Origin of the sequence: Actinophytocola sp. (assembly GCF_049647105.1) — a bacterium.
GTDB lineage: Bacteria > Actinomycetota > Actinomycetes > Mycobacteriales > Pseudonocardiaceae > Actinophytocola.
This window is the reverse complement of record NZ_JBARWZ010000285.1, coordinates 1-19,497: the sequence shown is the minus strand read 5'-3', so window position 1 is coordinate 19,497 and position 19,497 is coordinate 1. Positions and strand designations below refer to the sequence as shown.

The 19,497-nt window shown below is 70.7% G+C and carries 15 protein-coding genes, 2 pseudogenes and 1 riboswitch; of the genes and pseudogenes, 8 read left to right on the top strand and 9 right to left on the bottom strand.

Annotation, left to right across the window (positions count from 1 at the left end):
• Positions 1 to 3: 3 nt before the first annotated feature.
• Complete coding sequence (locus tag WBA97_RS33860) at positions 4 to 990, bottom strand: substrate-binding domain-containing protein (RefSeq protein ID WP_424235064.1); 987 nt, start codon at positions 988 to 990, stop codon at positions 4 to 6.
• Positions 991 to 1,068: 78 nt separating this feature from the next.
• Here WBA97_RS33860 and WBA97_RS33855 point away from each other — a divergent pair.
• Positions 1,069 to 2,104, top strand: a pseudogene (locus WBA97_RS33855) (LacI family DNA-binding transcriptional regulator).
• Positions 2,105 to 2,129: 25 nt separating this feature from the next.
• On the opposite strand, the gene WBA97_RS33850 reads toward WBA97_RS33855, so the two are convergent.
• Positions 2,130 to 3,581, bottom strand: a complete 1,452-nt coding sequence (locus tag WBA97_RS33850; RefSeq protein WP_424235063.1) for an AlkA N-terminal domain-containing protein — start codon at positions 3,579 to 3,581, stop codon at positions 2,130 to 2,132.
• Positions 3,582 to 3,697: 116 nt separating this feature from the next.
• The gene (locus WBA97_RS33845; RefSeq protein WP_424235062.1) at positions 3,698 to 6,916 is read right to left on the bottom strand and encodes a S8 family serine peptidase; all 3,219 of its coding nucleotides are present in this window, start codon (positions 6,914 to 6,916) and stop codon (positions 3,698 to 3,700) included.
• A 212-nt stretch (positions 6,917 to 7,128) separates the two neighbouring features.
• Here WBA97_RS33845 and ychF point away from each other — a divergent pair, with 212 nt between their 5' ends.
• Positions 7,129 to 8,211, top strand: a complete 1,083-nt coding sequence (gene ychF / locus WBA97_RS33840) for a redox-regulated ATPase YchF (RefSeq protein WP_424235061.1) — start codon at positions 7,129 to 7,131, stop codon at positions 8,209 to 8,211.
• Between the two features lie 30 nt (positions 8,212 to 8,241).
• Here the strand turns inward: ychF and WBA97_RS33835 are convergent, their stop codons facing one another.
• Both WBA97_RS33835 and WBA97_RS33830 read right to left on the bottom strand, forming a co-directional pair.
• Positions 8,242 to 8,460 (bottom strand): hypothetical protein, encoded by a 219-nt coding sequence (locus WBA97_RS33835; protein ID WP_424235060.1) that lies wholly within the window; start codon positions 8,458 to 8,460, stop codon positions 8,242 to 8,244.
• Positions 8,461 to 8,515: 55 nt separating this feature from the next.
• Complete coding sequence (locus WBA97_RS33830) at positions 8,516 to 9,211, bottom strand: NIPSNAP family protein (protein WP_424235059.1); 696 nt, start codon at positions 9,209 to 9,211, stop codon at positions 8,516 to 8,518.
• A 54-nt stretch (positions 9,212 to 9,265) separates the two neighbouring features.
• Between WBA97_RS33830 and WBA97_RS33825 the strand changes: the two genes are divergently transcribed.
• On the top strand, positions 9,266 to 10,912 hold the full coding sequence (locus WBA97_RS33825) for an alkaline phosphatase D family protein (RefSeq protein WP_424235058.1): 1,647 nt from the start codon (positions 9,266 to 9,268) through the stop codon (positions 10,910 to 10,912).
• A 10-nt stretch (positions 10,913 to 10,922) separates the two neighbouring features.
• On the opposite strand, the gene WBA97_RS33820 is transcribed toward WBA97_RS33825, so the two are convergent.
• Entirely contained in the window at positions 10,923 to 11,222 is a 300-nt protein-coding gene (locus tag WBA97_RS33820) for a 4a-hydroxytetrahydrobiopterin dehydratase (protein ID WP_424235057.1), read from the bottom strand.
• Positions 11,223 to 11,265: 43 nt separating this feature from the next.
• Positions 11,266 to 11,379, top strand: a riboswitch (TPP riboswitch).
• Between WBA97_RS33820 and WBA97_RS33815 the strand changes: the two genes are divergently transcribed.
• From WBA97_RS33815 to WBA97_RS33805, 3 genes are all read left to right on the top strand, one after another.
• On the top strand, positions 11,372 to 12,403 hold the full coding sequence (locus tag WBA97_RS33815; RefSeq protein ID WP_424235056.1) for a thiamine ABC transporter substrate-binding protein: 1,032 nt from the start codon (positions 11,372 to 11,374) through the stop codon (positions 12,401 to 12,403). (Overlaps the previous riboswitch by 8 nt.)
• A gap of 20 nt (positions 12,404 to 12,423) precedes the next feature.
• Positions 12,424 to 14,013, top strand: a complete 1,590-nt coding sequence (locus tag WBA97_RS33810; protein WP_424235055.1) for an ABC transporter permease — start codon at positions 12,424 to 12,426, stop codon at positions 14,011 to 14,013.
• The gene (locus tag WBA97_RS33805) at positions 14,010 to 15,011 is read left to right on the top strand and encodes an ABC transporter ATP-binding protein (protein ID WP_424235075.1); all 1,002 of its coding nucleotides are present in this window, start codon (positions 14,010 to 14,012) and stop codon (positions 15,009 to 15,011) included. The genes WBA97_RS33810 and WBA97_RS33805 overlap by 4 nt, the downstream gene beginning before the upstream one ends.
• On the opposite strand, the gene WBA97_RS33800 is transcribed toward WBA97_RS33805, so the two are convergent.
• Genes WBA97_RS33800 through WBA97_RS33790 form a run of 3 tightly spaced genes read right to left on the bottom strand, consistent with a single transcriptional unit; the run spans position 14,994 to position 17,966 of the window.
• Positions 14,994 to 15,878, bottom strand: coding sequence for an ABC transporter permease subunit (locus WBA97_RS33800; RefSeq protein WP_424235054.1), 885 nt, complete (start codon positions 15,876 to 15,878; stop codon positions 14,994 to 14,996). The two genes, WBA97_RS33805 and WBA97_RS33800, sit on opposite strands and share 18 nt — an antisense overlap.
• The gene (locus tag WBA97_RS33795) at positions 15,862 to 16,884 is read right to left on the bottom strand and encodes an ABC transporter ATP-binding protein (RefSeq protein WP_424235053.1); all 1,023 of its coding nucleotides are present in this window, start codon (positions 16,882 to 16,884) and stop codon (positions 15,862 to 15,864) included. Before WBA97_RS33795 ends, WBA97_RS33800 begins: the two co-directional genes overlap by 17 nt.
• 14 nt (positions 16,885 to 16,898) lie before the next feature.
• Entirely contained in the window at positions 16,899 to 17,966 is a 1,068-nt protein-coding gene (locus WBA97_RS33790; RefSeq protein WP_424235052.1) for a LolA family protein, read from the bottom strand.
• A 134-nt stretch (positions 17,967 to 18,100) separates the two neighbouring features.
• On the opposite strand from WBA97_RS33790, the gene WBA97_RS33785 reads away from it, so the two are divergent.
• Complete coding sequence (locus tag WBA97_RS33785; RefSeq protein ID WP_424235051.1) at positions 18,101 to 18,814, top strand: response regulator transcription factor; 714 nt, start codon at positions 18,101 to 18,103, stop codon at positions 18,812 to 18,814.
• 60 nt (positions 18,815 to 18,874) lie between these two features.
• Positions 18,875 to 19,497: pseudogene (locus WBA97_RS33780) on the top strand (two-component sensor histidine kinase); the annotation flags it as partial.

The window sequence follows — 19,497 nt, the reverse complement described above, 5'->3', positions numbered from 1 at the left end:
CGCTCAGCCCCAGCAGTTCTCGAGACCCCATGCGGTGTCCTTGCTGTCGATGCCCGCGAGCGGCTTGTCGGTGATGACGGCGGTCTCGGTCTCGACGAACCCGGTCGGCTTCTTGCCCGACTTGGCGAACTCGACGGCGAACCGAACGCCCTGTTCCGCCATCTTCTTCGGGAACTGCATGACGGTGACGGCGATCTCGCCGCTCTTGACGGCATTGACGCCGTCGCACGAGCCGTCGATCGAACCGATGATCACCTTGTCCGCCAGGTCCTTCGCCTTCAGCGCGCTGTACGCGCCGCGTGCGGCGGGCTCGTTCAGCGTGTAGATGGAGTTGACGGTCGTCGCGCGCTGCAGCAGGTTCTCGGTGGCCTGCTGGGCCTTGTTCTGCTCGCCGTTAGTGGCCTCGGTGCCGAGGTTCTCCGGCTGCGCGGCCTCGACGAACCCGGCGTGGCGCTGTTCGGACACGGTCGAGCCGGGGGTGCCGTCGAGCAGGATGCTGCGTGCCGGCCGTCCGTTCAGCGCGGCCTTCACATACTGGCCCTGCAGGCGGCCCGCGTTCGTGTTGTCGGTGGCGATCGTGGCGTCGACCGCGTCCTGCGGGTCGGTCTCGGTGTCGAGCGCGATCACCAGTACGCCGCGGTCGCGGGCCTTCTTGATGGCGCCGAGAATGCCGGTGGAGTTGTTGGGAGTCACCAGGATCGTCTTCGCGCCCTGCTGGACCAGGTTCTCGATGGCGGCGACCTGGCCGTCGTTGTCACCGTCGAACTTGCCTGCGAGCGCGACCAGTTCGGCGCCGTTCGCCTCCGCCTCCTCCTTCGCCGCGTCCCGCAACGCGACGAAGTAGGGATTGCTGTCGGTCTTGGTGACCAGGCCGATCTTCGTACTGCCGTCCCCGGTGGGCTCGTCGGAGCCGGACTTGGTGCTGGTGCAGCCGACCGCGAGCGCGGCGACGGTGAGTGCGGCGAGGAGAGCAGGCCCTCGGCGTCCCATTACTACCTCCGTGGCAGGGCTGAGTTTGCGGGGAAGCTATTGCGGTCAGTACCGTGACGCAACCGTTTGCGCAAACGGTTGCGTCTCCCTCGATCAAGGAGCCATCGTGGTCACGATGAAGGACGTCGCCGAGCTGGCCGGCGTCTCGATCACCACCGTGTCGCACGTGGTCAACTCAACCCGGTCCGTCGCGCCCGAGACAAGGGCGCGGGTACTGGCCGCCGTCGAGCAGACCGGGTACACCGGAGACGCTATCGCGCGATCCCTCGTCACCGGTGGCACCCGCACCCTCGGCGTGGCGATCTCCCTGGTCGCCAACCCGTACTTCGCGGAACTACTGCGGTCCATCGAGCACGAGATCACCCGATCCGGTTACACGCTGGTGCTCGCGGACACGCACGACGAGCCAGAGGCGGAAGAGTCGGCGGTGCGGACATTACGGTCGCGGCGGGTCGACGGGCTGATCCTCACGCCGTCGCCGAGGGCGGCCGGGACCGTGCTGCCGGAGCTCAAGTCGCTGGGGATCCCGGTCGTGCTCGTGGACCGGCTGACCACCACGCAGGACGTCGACCAGGTTGGGCCGGAGAACATCTACGCCACCTCGGAACTCGTGCAACACCTCGCGTCGGCGGGCCACCGGCGGATCGCGATGATCAGTGGGACCGAGGGGCTCGCGACCACGACCGAGCGGATACTGGGATACCGGCTCGGGCTGGGGCGGGCGAAGCTGACGTGGGACGAGGAGCTGGTCGTGCCGGGTGAGTCGGCTGCCGGGCCCGCCGCCGCCGCCGCGCTGGGTCGGCTGCTGTCCTTACCGTCGCCGCCAACCGCGGTGGTGGCGGCGAACAACATGATGCTGTCCGGGGTGTTGCACGAGTGCCGCAAGCGGGGGCTGCGGGTGGGGCGTGATCTCGCCGTGGTCGGGTACGACGAGGTCGAATGGGCCGATCTCGTCGACCCGCCGGTCACGACCGTCGCACAGCCGATCGCGGAGATGGGGCGGACCGCGGTGCGGATGCTGCTGGAGCGGATCGCCGATCCGTCCAGGAAGGCGCGGACGGCACGCATGCAGACAACGCTCATGCACCGCAACTCGTGCGGCTGCGGGTTGTAGGGCACCGCGCGACATCAGCGCGTGGTCAGGCCGCCGACCAGAGATGCATGCCAGCGTAGCTGCGCCACGGGCGCCACGCGTTCGCGTGCTCCTGCAGGGCTTCCGGCGTCGCGGGCAGGCCGAGGTTCGCCGCGCCCTTGCGTAGTGCCACGTCGCCGGTGAGCAGCACGTCCGGGGCGCCGAGCACCCGCATCAGCACGTACCCCGCCGTCCACGGGCCGACACCCGAGAACTCTTGCAGCGTATGGGAAAGCTCCGCCGGGTCCGCCCCGACGTGCACGTCAAGGTCGCCCGCCGCCAGTGCCGCGTTCACCGCCAGGATGGTGTCGATGCGGCGGCGGGGGCCACGCAGCACCTCCGCACCGCGTTCGGCGATCGCCGCCGGGGTCGGGAAGAGCATGGTCAGCTCACCGTCCGGTGTGGACAGTGGGTCACCCAGTGTCGCGGTCAGCGTGGACAGGGCCGTGCGGGCCGCCGACACCGTGATCTGCTGGCCGATCATCGCTCGCGTGACGATCTCCGTGCCGTCCACCGCGCCCGGGAGACGCAGGCCCGGGTTCTTGCGTACCGACGCCTCCAGCGCCGGGTCCGCGCCGAGCACCTCGCCCACCGCGCCCGGGTCGGCGTCCAGGTCGAGCAGGCGGCGCAGACGGGACACCGCGCTGCCGAGGTCGCGCATGTCCGTCAGCGACAGGGTGCAGTCGATGTGACCGTGCGCGGGCGTGAGCCATGCCGTGCCCGTGCCGTGGGCCAGGCGCATCGTCCTGCCGTACGCTCCGTCCACTATGGACTCGACGCCGGGGATCGCCCTTGCGGCGAGGAAGCTCAGCAGGCCGTCGTAGTCGAACGGTTCGCGGTACGGGAGGCGCAGTGTCACCTTGCCGGATGCCGTCGGGGTGGCGCGGCGGCTCGCGGCCGCGCGCAGGCCCGACGGGGTGGTCCCGAAGACCGCGCGGATCGTGTCGTTGAACTGACGGACGCTCGCGAAGCCCGCCGCGAACGCGATGTCGGCGAGCGCCAGCGTCGTCGTCTCGATCAGCAGGCGGGCCGAGTGGGCACGATGTGCCCTGGCCAGTGCGAGCGGGCCCGCGCCGAGTTCCGCGGTCAGTACCCGCGTCAGGTGCCGTTCCGAGTAGCCCAGCCTGCACGCCAGGCCGGGCACGCCGTCGCGTTCCACCACACCGTCGGTGATCAGGCGCATCGCGCGGCCCGCCAGGTCGGCGCGCAGGTTCCACTCCGGCGAACCCGGGACCGAGTCCGGCAGGCAGCGGCGGCACGCGCGGAAACCCGCCTGCTGTGCGGCCGCCGCGGTGGAGAAGAACGTGACGTTGCTGCGCTTGGGCATGATGGCCGGGCAGGACGGTCGGCAGTAGATGCCCGTGGTCCGCACGGCCAGGATGAACTGGCCGTCGAACCGCGCGTCCCGCGACGCCGACGCCCGGTAGCCCTTGTCCTCGTCAATCAGCACGTCATCCATGCTGCCAGCGGCGATTCGGCAACGCTAGCGGTATTCGGACATGGCGGCGACGCAAAAAGGGACGCGGCCGGCCCCTCCTGGGAGGGACCGGCCGCGTCGGGGGTACTTCCTGGTACTTACTGGGTGACCGCCCGCACGATCACGTCACCGGTGCCGACCAGCGCGTTCGCGTTGGTGCGGACCTCGACGTTGCCGAGCAGGACGCGGCCTGCGGACGGGACCGCCTTCGGCGTCACCGTGCCGCTCACCGTCCACTCGGCGCCTGCCGGGCGCTCCGCGTCGGCGTCGGTGATGGTGAGCGAGCCGAACGCGGCACCGCTGAACACGTCCATGTAGTCGAACTCCGTGGTACCCGCAGGCACCGCGTAGCCGGCCACCAGCGCGATCCACACACCCGCGGCGGGCGCGTTCACCGTGACCGCCTCCTCCGAGTCGCTGTCCGCGCTCTGCGCGGTCAGGACACAGCTGCCACTGGTGCAGTTGTAGAGGGCCAGGTCGAGGTCGGCGCTGAGATCACTCGTCCTGCCGATCTTGACCCGCAGCTGCTGCGAACCCGCCGCCACCGGAATCTGGATCTGCGAGGAGGCGCCGTCCGCGATCGACGGACGGGCGACCTTCGCGCTGCCCAGGTTCGTGCCGACGGCCCGGCCGTTGAACGGGCCGAACGCGTTCTTCAGCGTGTACTGGCGCGCCACCGGCTGGTTGAGCTGCGCCGTGGCGAGCGTGTCCGGGTTCGGGGTCACGGTCGCACCCAGCACCGACACCGACAGGGTGTACGGCGCCGCCACGGCATCCGAGGTGCGGCGGCCCTCGACCACGATCTCCCACACGCCCGGCGTCGGGTTCGTCGCCGTGCGGCTCGTCGGGCTGTCACCGTTGTTGCAGGCGTTGCCCGGCGGGACCGGCGGGTTGTAGCAGTTCGGGGTCTGCGTGTTGGCCTCGAACGCGACACCGTACGGGTGGTACCGCAGGAACCGGACCTGGCCCGCGCCCGGCGCGGTGCCGCCACCCTGCAGGTCGACCTTCAGCGCGGGGGTGTTGGCCGGGACGCGGACGAAGTAGCTCTTGAACTCGTTGCGGCCGACCGCGCCACCGTGCCTGACCTGGTAACCGTTGGCCGAGGTGAAGTCCTCGGCCGCGATCACCGTGTTCAGCGTCTGGTACTCGACGCCGGTCGACAGCGGGCTGTCCAGGTTCAGGATCGCCGAGTGGATACCGGCGGCACGCGGCTTCACGTTCACCCGGAACTTGACCGCCGCGTTCAGCGGCAGGGTGATCGTGGGCGCCGAGCTGAACGTGCCGTCGTTGCCGACCCACTTGACCTGGAAGGTCAGCGGGCTCGCCTTGCCGGACGTGCGCTTGAACGTGTACTCGCGGACGAAGCTGTCACCGGACTTCACGCCCTCGCGGTCGTGGATGCCGATGCCGATGCCCGGCGTCGGCAGGAAGTCCGAGAGCGACGTGCTGATCGGCACCGACGAGGAGATCTCGGTGGTCTTGATGTCCGCCTTCAGCAGGTTCCAGGCCTTCTTCACGTCGATGAGGCCGTTGCCCTGCTCGTAGGCCTGGTAGTTCTTCAGGTACTTGGCCGAGGACTTCATCGCCGTCCGGAGCTGCTCCGGCTTGTGCGAAACGCCCTTCTGCACGGCCGCGCTGACCAGCAGCGCCGCCGCGCCCGCGGCCTGCGGGGAGGCCATCGAGGTGCCCTGCAGCATCGCGTAACCCGGCGGCAGCGCGTAGGTGCCCGCGACCGGACCGCCCTCCTGCCACGTCGGGATCGTGGAGATCGCCGAGCCCGGCGCCACGATGTCCGGCTTGAACCCGCCCGCCTCGGTCGGACCGCGGCCGGAGAACGGGTGCAGGTTCTCCTCGTTGACCGTGTCCGAGCCGTAGTTGCGCTGCCAGGTGGCCTTCGTGATGTACGAGCCGACGCTCATCACCTTGCTGGCGAGCGACGGGCGGCTCACGGTGTTCGAGGCCGGGCCGTCGTTGCCCGCGGAGATGAAGATCTGCACGCCGTACTCGTCGATCAGGCGGTTGTAGAGGAGCTCGGTGTCGGACTCGCCGTCGTTGATCGGGTCGAGGCCGCCGACCGACATGTTCAGCACGTCGACGCCCTGCTGGGCGGCGTAGCGCATGCCCTCTTCCATCGCGTGGCGGGTGCAGCCGGTGACGAACAGGCAGACCCGGACCGACACGAGCTTCGCGCCGGGGGCCGCACCGTTCACGGCGCCGCCGAACAGCTTGTTGCCCGCGACGATGCCCGCGACGTGCGAACCGTGCTCACCGGACACGATGCCGATGTTCACCGACTGGTTGGCCGCGTCGGTCTGCACGACGAACGGCATCGACTCGCGGACCGGCGTCGCCGGGTCGTCCGTGCCGAACTCGTCCTGGTCGGCGCGGACCTTGTAGTCGGTCATCGCCTTCTCGTCGGCGAAGTTCTTGTTCTGGTTGGTGTCCACCCACACGGTGCCGGTCGAGGTGTCCCACAGGACGCCGAACGTGCCGATGCTGCCCGCCGGGTTGCCGTCGCGGTTGACGTCGTTGCCGACCTCGCCGCCAAGGCGCGCGTCCCGCTCGTTGAACACGCCGTACCGGAACGTGGCCGGCTGCCCCGGCGCGGGGTTGCTCATGTCGAGCCACGTCGGGTCGTCGTCGTTGTTGACGCCGTCGGTGAAGCCGGGGTCGGTCGCCGTGACCCAGTCGACGATCTTGCGCTCGCCGGTGCTCGTGGTGTTGAGCGAGGTGTGACCGAGGTCGACGCCGGAGTCGATGATGGCGACGGTCGCGCCTCGGCCGTCGAACTTCGGGTTCTGCTGGGTGAACTGGGCGGCGCCGGTGTCACCGGTCGGCATGTACGGGTTGACCGCGGGCGTACCCGCGCCGGGCGCGGGCTGCGGGTCCGGGTCGTCGATGCCCTGCGGGCGCGGCTCGTCGAAGTCGTACGTGCGGTCGAGGTCCAGCGCGACGACCGACGACAGCTTCGCGAACTTCGCGACGTCCTTGGTGGGCACCTCGGCACGGGCGTACCCGAGCTCGTCGGCGCGATACTTGATCTTCGCGCCCGCCGCACTCAGCTGGTCGATGCTCTGCTCCGCCTGGCCCGCCTTCGCGAGCACCAGGATCTCGACCGTGCTCTCGCCGGCCTGGAGGGCCTCGGCGATCAGTTCCTGGTCCTGCTTCCCGAGGAGCTCGGCCCCAGCGTCAGGTGCCTGCGGCGCCGCCGGAGGGGCGGCAGTGGCGGTCGACGGCAGGGAGGTCAGCGAGAGGCCGACGACCGCCGCCGTGAACGCCGCGCCGAGGCCACGCCGGCGCGATTCACGTTGGGTCATCCCAAGAGTCCTTCTTCTGTTTTGGAGCGTTGCCTGATCGAGTCCACAGGTGCTCACGGAGTGTTGTTGAGTGGACCCGAACTGACTAGCGTCCAAACGGGGTAATCATCCTTGTGGGGCAACATTTCTCAGGATATGTCGCTGCGTGTAGCAAATTCGCTACGGACCGGGCTCTTCAATTCACCAAAACGGGACGCCGTAGAGTTGGCCCAGTGAGTTTGACCCTCGGGATCGTCGGGCTGCCCAACGTCGGCAAGTCCACCCTTTTCAACGCCCTGACCAGCAACAACGTGCTCGCGGCGAACTATCCGTTCGCGACCATCGAGCCGAACGTCGGTGTCGTGCCACTGCCGGAACCCCGGCTGGACGTGCTGGCCACGATGTTCGACAGCGCACGGGTGGTGCCCGCCACAGTGTCCTTCGTGGACATCGCGGGGCTCGTGCGCGGTGCGTCGGAGGGGCAGGGGCGCGGAAACCAGTTCCTGGCGAACATCCGCGAGGCGGAGGCCATCTGCCAGGTCATCCGCGTGTTCGACGACCCGAACGTGGTCCATGTGGACGGCAAGGTGGACCCGTCCTCCGACATCGAAACGATCAACACGGAACTCATTCTGGCTGACCTTCAGACGGTGGAGAAAGCGTTGCCCCGCCTGGAGAAGGAGGCCCGCACCCGCAAGGAGGCGCGGCCGGCGCTGGCGGCCGCGCAGCAGGCCCGCGAGCTACTCGACAGCGGCCGCACCCTGTTCGCCGCTCAGTCCGAAGTGGATGTAACGCTGCTGCGCGAGCTGTCGCTGATGACCACGAAGCCGTTCCTTTATGTGTTCAACGCGGACGAGGCGGTGCTGTCGTCCGCCGCCCGGCGCGAGGAGCTGACCGAACTGGTCGCGCCGGCGGAAGCGGTGTTCCTCGACGCGAAGGTCGAGGCGGAACTGCTGGAGCTGGACGACGAGGAATCCGTGCGGGAGCTGCTCGAGTCGATCGGCCAGGAGGAGCCTGGCCTGCATTCGCTCGCGCGGGCCGGGTTCTCGACGCTGGGGCTGCAGACCTATCTGACGGCGGGCCCGAAGGAGTCACGCGCCTGGACCATCCACAAGGGATGGACCGCACCCCAGGCCGCGGGTGTCATCCACACGGACTTCGAACGCGGATTCATCAAGGCGGAGATCGTGTCGTACGACGACCTCGTCGAAGCGGGCTCGATGGCCGCCGCCAAGGCCGCGGGCAAGGTCCGCATCGAAGGCAAGGACTACGTCATGACCGACGGCGACGTGGTGGAATTCCGCTTCAACGTCTGAATCAGGCAGCCAACCGACGCGGCACCGCGATCAACCGGCCACGCGGCTCCCGTTGTTTGCCCTCATCGCGACGATGGCGGCGGCCCGGACGGCTTCGTGAAGCTGCCACACCGACTGGGCGGGGAGATAGAAACCCTCGCCTGGGGGTGGCACCACCGCGACACGCCCGTCGGACACCGTGACCACGAGGGTGCGTTCGCGGTCGAGGCCGTCGACCACCGGAATTTCCCACATTTCCTGCGCACTCATGGCGCGACCTCCTGTCGGCTTACTGACCGGAGGGTCGTCCGAACGGTCTTCACCGTTACCGGATAAGGGAACGGGAAGTCGGCGACAACCGCAGCCGCTCCGGCGGGCGGCGGAGGTGCCTGGTGAGCACCGGCAGCGTTTCGTGCGTCCAGCGGGTGTCGCGGCCGAGCAGGCGCTCGTGTTCGGCCAGCTCGTCGGGTCCCAGGAACGAGCCGACCCACGCCACCACGTTGGCGTCCGCACGGACCGGGAGCGCCGGGAAGTTGTTCTCGGCACGCAGCGTGCGCAGCACGGCGAGCGGCGGGGCGCCGGTGTCGGTCAGCCGGGGCTGGACGGAGGTCGCGAAGAACTCCAGGAAGGCGTCCTCGCCGCCGGGAGGCAGGTGGCAGAGCGTAACCGTGACCACCGTGGTGTCACCGGACCGGACGCGACCCGACAGGTCGAAGTCGATTACTGGGCGTAGCAGCAGCACGTCGTCCGAGTCGATCATCGTCTCGTTGGCCCTGTCGCGGTGCGCCGCCCACACCGGGCCGCCGTAGAAGACGGCCAGTGCCCGTCCCCGCGTCGGCATGTCGGCGAAACCACGCAGCCACACGAACCGGTCATCGTCGTCACGGTCGCGGAACTGGCCGAGCACCTGCGCGCCGACCGCGTCCTGCGTCTCCACGAACTCGCGGTCGAACAGCTCGATCAGGTCGTCCCGCCTGCCGGGGCGAAGCGTGTACTGCCGGAGCTCGAGAACTTCGGCCATCCCCGCCCCTCTCGCGGTAAACACCCCGGGCGGGTGTCACCCTATTAGTGAGCCATGTTTGATGTCAGGGTGCCAAGACTGCTGCTCGGCCCTCTCCTGCGCCACGTCGACACCCGCTCCGCCACGGTGTGGGTGGAGACCGACGAACCGTGCACCGTCACCGCCGGACCGGCGTCCGCCCACACGTTCACCGTGGCAGGACACCACTATGCCCTGGTCGTGGTCACCGGCCTCGAACCCGGCACGGCGACGCCCTACGAGGTGACCCTCGACGATGAGACCGTCTGGCCCCCCGAGGGCTCGGACTTCCCGCCCAGCCGGATCCGGACCTACCCCGAGGGCGGCGACCCCGACTACCTGATGGTGTTCGGGTCCTGCCGGCTGCCCGAGACCGACGACCCGGCGGAACGGAAGCGGATGGGCACCGACGCGCTCGCCGCCTACGCGCGCCGCATGCTCACCGAGGACGAGCTCGCCTGGCCGGACGCGCTGATGCTGCTCGGCGACCAGGTCTACGCCGACGAGACCACCAAGGGCACCCGGGCGTGGCTGCGCGAGCGCCGGTCGCTCGACGAGCCGCCCGGCCACGAGGTCGCCGACTTCGAGGAGTACACCCGCCTCTACCACGAGGCGTGGACCACGCCGCTGACCCGCTGGCTGATGTCGACCGTGCCCACCTCGATGATCTTCGACGACCACGACGTCCGCGACGACTGGAACACCTCCCAGACGTGGCGGGACGAGATGGAGCAGACATCCTGGTGGCCGAAGCGCGAACGGCACGCGCTCGCCACGTACTGGATCTACCAGCAGCTCGGCAACCTCAGTCCCTCGGACCTCGACACCGACGACCTGTACAAGGCGGTACTCGAGAAGGGGCGGGACGGGGACGCGGCCGACCTGCTCGACGACTTCGCCGAGAAGGCCCGCAAGGAGGTCAACGGCCGCAAGGGCACCCGGTGGAGCTACCGGCGCGACTTCGGCAACGTGCGGCTGCTGGTGATCGACACCCGCTCGGGGCGCATCCTGTCCGGCGGCGCGCGGTCGATGGTGAGCGACAGCGAGTTCGAGTGGATCGAGGAGAACGCCACCGGCGACTTCGACCACCTGCTGATCGGGTCGTCGCTGCCGTGGCTGATGCCGCACGCGATCAGCCACCTCCAGTCGATCAACGAGGTCGCGTGCCGGCGGCCGGGGTGGCGTGGGCGGCTCGCCGAGAAGCTGCGGCAGGCCGCCGACCTGGAGCACTGGCCGTCGTTCCGCGCGTCGTCGGACCGGCTGTCGCGGCTCGTGCGGCGGATCGCGGAGACCGAGACGTCCACGGTGTGCGTGCTGTCCGGTGACGTGCACCACGTGTACGCGGCGCGGGTGCGGTTCCCGCAGGCCGTGAAGGCTGCGGTGTGGCAGTTGGTGTGCTCGCCGGTGCACAACCAGGCGCCCGCGGTGATGCGGCCGCTGTTCCGGCTTGGGTGGTGGCGGCCGTTCGCCGCGGTGCTGCGGTGGTGGATGCTCCGGTCGCCGGACATCGAGCCGCTGCCCGTGGCGTGGGACAAGGTCGCGGGGCCGTACTTCGGCAACGCGGTGGCGACCCTGCGCACCTCTGGCCGCACGGCGGAGCTGGTGGTGGAGCGGGCGGAAGGCGGCGGCGAGCCGGTGCTGGTGCCGCTCGTGACCCTGCCGCTGACCGACCGCGCCGGTTGAACTCGCGGGGTTACTGGTCGCGGTAGACGTCCACCACGCCGTTGATCTCCTCCGCGAGTGAGGTGTCCGAGGCGGTGATGCCGCCTTCCGAATGCGTGCTGCAGCGGAAGGTGAGGGTGCGCCAGCGGATGTCGATGTCCGGATGGTGGTTGTCGTTCTCCGCGATCTCCGCCACCCGGTTCACGACCTGGATGGCCTGGGAGAAGCTCGCCAGCTCCACCTCGCGGACCAGTGCGCCATCCTCGCGGCGCCACTCCTGCAGGCGCCCGAGGGCCTTGCCGACTTCTTCGTCACTGAGCAGCTGGGACATGTGTCCATGGTGACGCGTTGCGCCCATGAACGCACAGGTACGCTCGATCGAACACGGGAGTCCGGTGCAGCGCCGGGCTGAGAGGAGGGCGCGCAGCCCTCGACCGTTCGAACCTGATCCGGGTCATGCCGGTGCAGGGAGGAGGCGTCTTGCGGTTTCGCACAGTTCTGCTGGTCAGCACGCTGACAGCCACGCTCGCCGGGTGTTCGCTCAGCAGTGGCGACGACGACACCGGTGCGCGGAAGGTCGTGCTCGTCACCCACGACTCGTTCGCCATGAGCGAGGACGTACTGAAGAAGTTCACCGACGACACCGGCATCACGATCGACGTGCGCAAGGTCGGTGACGCGGGCGCGCTCACCAACCAGCTGGTACTCACCAAGGGCAGCCCGATCGGTGACGTCGCCTACGGCGTGGACACGACGTTCGTGGCCCGCGCGCTCGACGAGGACGTGTTCGCCGAGTACGCCCCGGACGTCGCGGGGCCCGCCGAGCACGCGATCGACGACTCGAACCGGCTCACCGCGGTCGACCTCGGCGACGTGTGCCTCAACATCGACCCGGCCGCGCTCGCCGCCAAGGGTGTCCAGGAGCCGGCCGGCTACGCGGACCTGGTCAAGCCCGAGTACAAGGATCTCCTGGTCGTCGAGGACCCGGCGACCTCATCGCCAGGCCTGGCCTACCTGCTCGGCACGATCGCGCGGCTCGGTGACGGCTGGCAGGACCACTGGCGTGCGCTCAAGGCCAACGGCGTGCAGGTCGTCAGCGGCTGGGAAGAGGCCTACACGCAGGAGTTCTCCGGTTCCTCCGGCAAGGGCCCGCGCCCGATCGTCGTGTCCTACGCGTCGTCGCCGGCCGCGGAGCTGGACGACAAGGGCGCCCCGCGCACCAAGGCCGTGCTCGACACCTGCTTCCGGCAGGTCGAGTACGCGGGTGTGCTGAAGAACGCGGCGCACGCCGACGACGCGGAGAAGGTCATGGACTTCCTGCTGTCCGAGCGGTTCCAGTCGCAGGTGCCGGAGCAGATGTACGTGTACCCGGCCCGCGAGGGGGTCGCCCTGCCCGAGGCGTGGCAGAAGGCGGCACCGCTGCCGACGGCGTCTGCCGAACTGCCGTCGGCGGAGATCCAGCAGAACCGGGAGCGGTGGATCGACGAGTGGCGCGCGATCGTGCAGGGCTGACACCGGGCCAGGAGCGCCGGATGAGCGCAGGAGCGAAGCGACCCACCGAGCACGGCCTGACGCTCGTCGCGTTGGTACCGCTGGGGTTCCTCGCCGTCTTCTTCGTGTGGCCGGTCGTCGCGATCCTGCGGCTCGGCCTGCGGGAAGGCGGCGTGCTCGACACCCTTGCGACGGCGGAGGTGTGGCGGCTCGTCGGGTTCACGGTCGCGCAGGCGGCCGCGGCGACGGCCATCGCGATCGTCGCGGGCCTGCCGGTGGCGTTCCTGCTGGCCAGGACGAAACTGCCGGGGCTCGGTCTGGTCCGGGTGATCATCCTGGTGCCGTTCGTGCTGCCCAGCGTGGTCGTCGGCCTTGCGTTCCGCGGGCTGATGCCCGACGGCGGCGTGTTCGCGATCGTGCTGGCCAACGCGTTCTTCAACGTGGCGGTCGTCGCGCGGACCGTCGGCGGGCTGTGGGCACACCTCGACCGGCGTGCCGAGGACGCGGCGCGGGCACTGGGCGCGTCCAGGGCACGCACGTTCACGAGCGTCACACTGCCCGCGCTCGCCCCGGCGATCGGGTCGGCCGCGTCGGTCGTGTTCCTGTTCTGCGCCACCAGTTTCGGCGTGGTGCTGATCCTGGGCGGGGCCCGGCTGCGGACCCTCGAGACCGAGATCTACCTGCGGACCGTCGAACTGCTCGACCTGTCGGGTGCCGCCGCGTTGTCGCTGCTGCAACTGGGTGCGGTCGTCGCGGCCCTGTCGGTCGGGGCGGTCGCGCGGCGGCGAAGGGAGACCGCGCTGCGGCTGCGCGGGAAGGCCGAGTCGGCACGCATGCCGGCCGGCGGAGAGTGGTGGGTCGTCGCGCTCGCGTTCGCGGTGGTCGCCGCGCTGCTCGTGCCGGTCGTGACGCTGGTGGCGCGCTCGCTCGAAGGAGGTCTCGACGGCTACCGGGCGCTCACCGGCGTCGGTTACGCGGGCTCGCTGGACATCTCCGGTTTCGACGCGGCACGCAACTCGCTCGCCGCCGCCACCGACGCCACGCTGATCGCGGTCACGCTCGGCACCATGGCGAGCGTGGTGCTGGTGTCGCTGGCGCGCAACCGGGTCCGGTACGTCGAGGTGATCGACACCATGTTCATGCTGCCGCTCGGGGTGTCCGCGGTGACCGTCGGCTTCGGCTACCTGATCACGCTGGACCTGCTGCCCGGCGACCTGCGCACGTCCTCGGCGCTGGTGCCGCTCGCGCAGGCGCTCGTGGTGACGCCGCTGGTCATCCGCATCATGCTGCCCGTGCTGAGATCCATCGACGAACGGCTGCGGCAGGCCGCGGCGACGCTGGGCGCGGGCCCGTGGCGGGTGTGGCGCGAGGTCGACGTGCCGATGGCGGGCCGGTCGCTCGGGACCGCCGCGGCGTTCGGGTTCGTGGTGGCCCTGGGTGAGTTCGGCGCGACGAGCTTCCTCGCCCGCCCCGACACGGCCACGCTGCCGGTCGCGATCGCGCGGCTGATCTCGCGGCCGGGGGAGCTGAACAACCAGATGGCGTACGCGGCGTGCACCCTGCTCGTCGTGGTCACGGTCGCGGTGGTCGCGGTCGTCGAGCGGGTACGTGTGCCGGTGGGAGAGTTCTGATGCTGGCAGTCGAGGGTCTGACCGTGCACTACGGCGCGCTGGCCGCGGTGTCCGGCGTGGACGTGACGGTCGCCGACGGCGAGGTACTGGCGCTGCTCGGGCCGTCCGGATGCGGCAAGTCGACGCTGCTGCGCGCGGTCGCCGGGCTGGAGGTGGCCGAGGGCGGCACCGTCCGGTGGGACGACACCGACCTCGCGGCCGTGCCGGTGCACCGCCGCGGGTTCGGGCTCGTGTTCCAGGACGGGCAGCTGTTCCCGCACCGCGACGTGGCCGGGAACGTGGCGTTCGGGCTGCGGATGCACCGCATGCCGGGCCGGGCCGAGCGGGTCGCGGAGCTGCTGGATCTGGTCGGGCTCGCCGGGTACGAGCGGCGCAGGGTGACCGAGCTGTCCGGTGGTGAGGCGCAGCGGGTCGCTCTGGCACGGGCACTCGCGCCCCGGCCACGGCTGCTGCTGTTGGACGAGCCACTGTCCGCGCTGGACCGCGCCCTGCGCGAACAGCTGGCCATGGACCTCGCCGGGCTGCTGCGGGTGGCGGGTGCGACCGCGCTGGTGGTGACCCACGACCACGACGAGGCGTTCACCCTCGCCGACCGGGTCGCGGTCATGCGCGGGGGCAGGATCGTGCAGACCGGGCCGCCGGAGGAGGTGTGGCGCCGCCCCGCCGACGAGGACACCGCCCGGTTCCTCGGCTGCGGCCTGTTCCTCCCGGCGACCGTCACCGACGGCACCGCGACCTGTGCACTCGGGTCGGCTGACCTGCCGTGGGCGCCGGAAGGCGAGGTCACGCTGGCCCTGCGGCCGGGCGCGTTACGCCTGTCCGGCGACGGGATCAGCGGCAAGCTCCTGCGGTCGGTGCACCGCCGCGACCACGTGCGGCTGCAGGTCCGCCTCAATGACGGCGACCAGGTGGTCGACGCGGTCGCCGCCATCGCGGAGACCCCGGGCGACCGCGTCCGCCTGGCACTGGACCCGGACGGGTTAGCCGTCCTTCGTTGAGATGCGGGCCAGCGCCAGCGAGTAGCCGATCACCAGGTAGCAGACCGCACGCAGTACCGAGTTGACGATCCCGTCGGTCGGCATGGGATCGCGGATCACGTCGCCGAGGGACTCCCACGCGTCGGTCAGCAGCACCGGGTGCAGCCAGTCGAGCGCGGGGATGTTGCCGAGGATCGTGAACACGATGATGCCGCCGAGCGTGGACGCCAGCACCACCAGCGGGTGCTCGGTGGCCGCCGAGATCGCGAGCGCTACCGCCGCCACCGCCCACACCTGGACCGTGACCAGGGCCGCCAGCAGCCCGATCCGGCCGAGCGACTCGCCGAAGGACAGCACGTTGCCGGACATGGTCAGCATGCCGTCGCCGCCGAGGATCGCGAGCCCCGCGACGATCGACACGACCGTGAGGACCACGACCGCGAGCAGCGAGAGCACCGCGACGCCGAACGCCTTGACCGCGAGCAACCGCGCCCGGCCGACCGGCGCGAGCAGCAGCCCGCGCAGCGCGCCGCTCTGCGACTCACCGGCGAGCGCGTCGGCCGACCACATGGCGCCCAGCATCGGCAACAGCATCGCGAGCGACAGCAACAGCAGGAACACCGGCAGGATCAGTCCGTTGTCGGAGACCATCGAGGCGACGCTCGCCACGGCCGGACCACCGTTGCCGTTGGCCGCCGTCGTGGTCGCCACCGACATGGCGACGGCCGCGATGACCGGCGCCACCACAAGCACGGCGAGCGCGACCAGTGTGCGCGGCCTGCGGATCATGAACCGCAGCTCGGACCACAGAAGCCGCCCGATCGGCGCCTTCGTGCGTTGCTCGGTAATGATGGGCGCGTCAGTGGGCACGTCAGCGGCGAGCGTCATCACGCGCCTCCTCGAAGGTGTCCACTTCGGACAGCCGGGGGCCCTGCTCCGCCGACTCGGTGAGCCGCGCGAACAGTTCCTCCAGCCCGGTCCGCTGCCTGCGCACCTCGTGCACCGCCACCCCGGCGCCCACGAGCGTCGCGACGACCTCGGGCGCGGTGGTGGCCGCCAGGTCCACCCGCACCCCGGCGGGTGCCTCGCGGGCCGGGATCCGGTTGTCCCGCAACGTGTCCACGGCCACCTGGATGTCCGGCGTGGACACCAGGAGCCCAGCGTCACCGGTCTCGAGCAGCTCGGCCAGCTCCCCCTGAGCGACCACGGAACCCTGGTGCAGCACGGCGACGTGCGTGCAGGTCGCCTCCACCTCGGCCAGCAGGTGCGACGACACCAGCACGGTCGTGCCCGCCGCGTGCAGGTCGGCGATGACCGCCCGCACCTCGCGGGTGCCCGCCGGGTCGAGACCGTTGGTCGGCTCGTCGAGCACCACGAACCGGCGCGGGATGAGCAGCGCGGACGCGAGCCCGAGCCGCTGCTTCATGCCGAGCGAGTAACCGCGGTAGCGGCGGTTGGCGGCGGCGGACAGGCCGACCCGCTCGAGCGCCTGCCCGACCGCGCGCGGGATGTCCTTCGACGCGAGCCTCGGTTCGGCGGCCGCCACCCGCAGCAGGTTGTCCCGCCCCGACAGGAACGGGTGGAACCCGGGGCCTTCGACCAGCGCGCCGACTTCCGGCAGCGCCCAGCCCGCACCCTCCGGCATCTTGTGGCCGAGCAGCTCGACCGAGCCCGCCGTCGGCAGGACCAGGCCGAGCAGCATGCGGATGGTGGTGGTCTTGCCGGAACCGTTCGGCCCGAGCATGCCGAGCACCGCGCCGACCGGCACCTCGAGGTCGACGTGGTCGACCGCGACCGTCTTCCCGTAGACCTTTCGCAGGTTGCGGGTCCGGGCGGCCAGGCGGGCGGGGGCCCCCGCGGCGTACACCGCGGGGGCCTCCTCCTCCGTAGTCATGCCGGTGACGGTACTCACTTGACCGTCTTGATGGCTTCCGTGACCACCTGCGCGGGCACGGCGCCGATCGCGACCCTGCCGTCCTCGGTGATCAGCGCGGTGCCGACACTGGCGGAGATCACGTAGCCGGTGCCGAAGTCACCGTGGACCTTCTTGCCGAACGTGCCGAGCAGCGCGAACGGGTCCTGGCCGGACGTGCCCTCCCCGGCCGCCAGCGCGTCGGCGGGCACCTTGCCGGTGGCGACGATGTCCCAGCCGCGGCCGACGGTCTTGAAGTCCGCCTGCGACAGCCAGTCGTCCACCTTCTTGCCGTCCGCCTCGTCCGGCAGGTCCTGCTCGTTCACGGTCGCGCCCTCGGGCGGGGTGAACTGGAACAGCTTCGGGTCCTGCTGCTCGGTGCTGAGCTCGGTGAAGCCGATCCGGATGGCCGGGTCCGCCTGCCCGTTGGCGAGCACCTCCAGCTGCAGCGGGATCCGCAGCTCGGAGTCCACCGACACGCGGATCTCGCGCAGCAGCGTCTTCTCGGTCGGCTTCGGCGTCAGCACCAGCTGGTAGACCGGCCGTTCCGCGACGCGCGCGGTGCCGTCCACGGCCACCGTCGAGTCCGCCTGCATGGCGGTGACCAGCTCGGTCGCGGCGGTCGCCGGGTCGGCGAACTTGCCTTCCAGCGGCGTCTCGGCGGAGCCTTCCTTGTGCGGCACCTTCGTAACCGACCGCTCCGAGGAGTTCCACACCCACACGGTCGCGCCGTCGTTGACGATCGTGGTCTCGCCACCCCGGCCCGCCACCGCGAGCCTGCCCTTGCCGGTGCCGTCCGACCACACCTGGAGGGCGTCGCCGTCACCGCCGGCCGGCATGCCAGGGATCGGCAGGCCGAGGTTGTTCTCGACCGCGACCGATCCGGCGAGTGCCGGGAGGGCCTCGGTGTCCAGCACCGACGCGACCAGGTCCGACGCGCTGACCGGCGGGAGCGCCGGCGGTGCCTCCCCGGCGCCGGCCGGCGTCGCCAGCACCACCAATCCGATGACCCCCGCCGCGGTGCCCGCTGCCGCGAACGACAGCGCGGTCTTCCTGGAGTTCATGTGCGCCCCTTTCACTTGCCTGTGACACTGAGGTTGCCCCACGGTTACTGAGATGGCACTGAGAGCGGACGCGATGCTGAGAGTCCGCTGAGATGGTCCCCCACCGAACAGGCCCGACCCGGCATGCTGTGCGCATGAAGCCGCGCGTGCTGGTGGTCGACGACGAGCTGGGAGTCAGGCGGGCGCTGCAGCGTGGGCTGGGGGCGGAGGGCATGGACGTCGTCACCGCCGCCGACGGCCCTTCCGGGCTCGACATCGCGCGTACCGGCGCGTTCGACGTGATCCTGCTGGACATCATGCTGCCAGGGCTGTCCGGCTACCGGGTGCTGCAGGCACTGCGGGGCGAGGGCGTGACCACGCCGGTCCTGCTGGTGTCGGCGAAGGACGGCGAGATCGACCAGGCCGACGGGCTCGACCTCGGCGCCGACGGGTACGTGGTGAAGCCGTTCTCGTTCGTGGTGCTGGTCGCGCAGGTCAGGGCCGTCCTGCGGCGCGGGGCCGCCGAGGGCGCGGAGCGACGGCTGAAGGTCGGCGAGCTGACCGTGGACCGGGCCGTGCGCGAGGTGCGGTTCGCCGGTGAGCTGGTCCCGCTGTCGCCGCGTGAGTTCGCCGTGCTGGAGGTGCTGATCAGCAGGGCGGGCGCGGTCGTGACGAAGGACGAGCTGCTCAGGACCGTGTGGGGCGACGAGCTGGCCGCCACCCGCAACGCCGTCGAGGTGTACGTCGGCTACCTGCGGCGCAAGCTGGACGCGGCTGGCGCGGGTGGCATCGTGCGTACCGTGCGTGGTCACGGTTATCTGGCGTCGTCCTCGGAGCTGGACGCTGTTCTGGAGCCCAAAACTCGGTGAGCGGAGCTTGCGGAGCGAACGAATGACACCGCGGCGACACCGAGCCTGCGAGGGATCGGCGTGAGCGGGGTATTGGGGCGGGTTTTCGGCAGGCTGTGGCTGCGGCGCTCGCTGCGGTTCCGGATCACCACCGTCGGCACGGCCGTGACGCTCGTCGTGTTCCTGACGCTCGCGCTCGTGACGAGCAGGCTGATCGGCCCGCTGCTGGTCACCGCCGCCGACGCGCAGCTACAGCCGATCCTGGCCGAGGCGCTCGCCGACGTGCGGGCGGGCCGGACCGTCGACGCGGGCCCGGTCGGCATGGAGGCCCGCGTGCTCGACACCGCGGGCGCCCCCGCCGACGGCGGTGAGCCGCCGCCGCTCTCGCCCCCCGAGCTGCGGGAACTGAAGGCGTCCACGCCGGTGCTGCGGCTGTCGGAGGACCCGCCGCGCCGCTGGCTGGGCACGGTCGCGACGGCACACAATGGCGAGCAACGACTCGTGATCGTCGGGACGATCCTCACCGGCTACTGGGCGGCACAGCACCGCGCGTTCGACTGGCTGGTGGTGGCCGCGCTGATCGGCTCCGCGGCGGGCGGCATCGCGACGTGGTTCTCCGTGCGGTCGTCGCTGCGGCCGGTGGAGCGGATGCGGGCCGCGGCGGCCAGGCTGCCTGCCGGGCGGCGGCTGCCGCTGCCCAGCGC

What these genes read in the sequence shown, in the direction of transcription:
- WBA97_RS33860 (WP_424235064.1), bottom strand. Translation starts at nt 990, where the DNA reads ATGGGACGCCGAGGGCCTGCTCTCCTCGCCGCACTCACCGTCGCCGCG.
- WBA97_RS33850 (WP_424235063.1), bottom strand. Translation starts at nt 3,581, where the DNA reads ATGGATGACGTGCTGATTGACGAGGACAAGGGCTACCGGGCGTCGGCG.
- WBA97_RS33845 (WP_424235062.1), bottom strand. Translation starts at nt 6,916, where the DNA reads ATGACCCAACGTGAATCGCGCCGGCGTGGCCTCGGCGCGGCGTTCACG.
- WBA97_RS33835 (WP_424235060.1), bottom strand. Translation starts at nt 8,460, where the DNA reads ATGAGTGCGCAGGAAATGTGGGAAATTCCGGTGGTCGACGGCCTCGAC.
- WBA97_RS33830 (WP_424235059.1), bottom strand. Translation starts at nt 9,211, where the DNA reads ATGGCCGAAGTTCTCGAGCTCCGGCAGTACACGCTTCGCCCCGGCAGG.
- WBA97_RS33825 (WP_424235058.1), top strand. Translation starts at nt 9,266, where the DNA reads ATGTTTGATGTCAGGGTGCCAAGACTGCTGCTCGGCCCTCTCCTGCGC.
- WBA97_RS33820 (WP_424235057.1), bottom strand. Translation starts at nt 11,222, where the DNA reads ATGTCCCAGCTGCTCAGTGACGAAGAAGTCGGCAAGGCCCTCGGGCGC.
- WBA97_RS33810 (WP_424235055.1), top strand. Translation starts at nt 12,424, where the DNA reads ATGAGCGCAGGAGCGAAGCGACCCACCGAGCACGGCCTGACGCTCGTC.
- WBA97_RS33800 (WP_424235054.1), bottom strand. Translation starts at nt 15,878, where the DNA reads ATGACGCTCGCCGCTGACGTGCCCACTGACGCGCCCATCATTACCGAG.
- WBA97_RS33795 (WP_424235053.1), bottom strand. Translation starts at nt 16,884, where the DNA reads ATGACTACGGAGGAGGAGGCCCCCGCGGTGTACGCCGCGGGGGCCCCC.
- WBA97_RS33790 (WP_424235052.1), bottom strand. Translation starts at nt 17,966, where the DNA reads ATGAACTCCAGGAAGACCGCGCTGTCGTTCGCGGCAGCGGGCACCGCG.
- WBA97_RS33785 (WP_424235051.1), top strand. Translation starts at nt 18,101, where the DNA reads ATGAAGCCGCGCGTGCTGGTGGTCGACGACGAGCTGGGAGTCAGGCGG.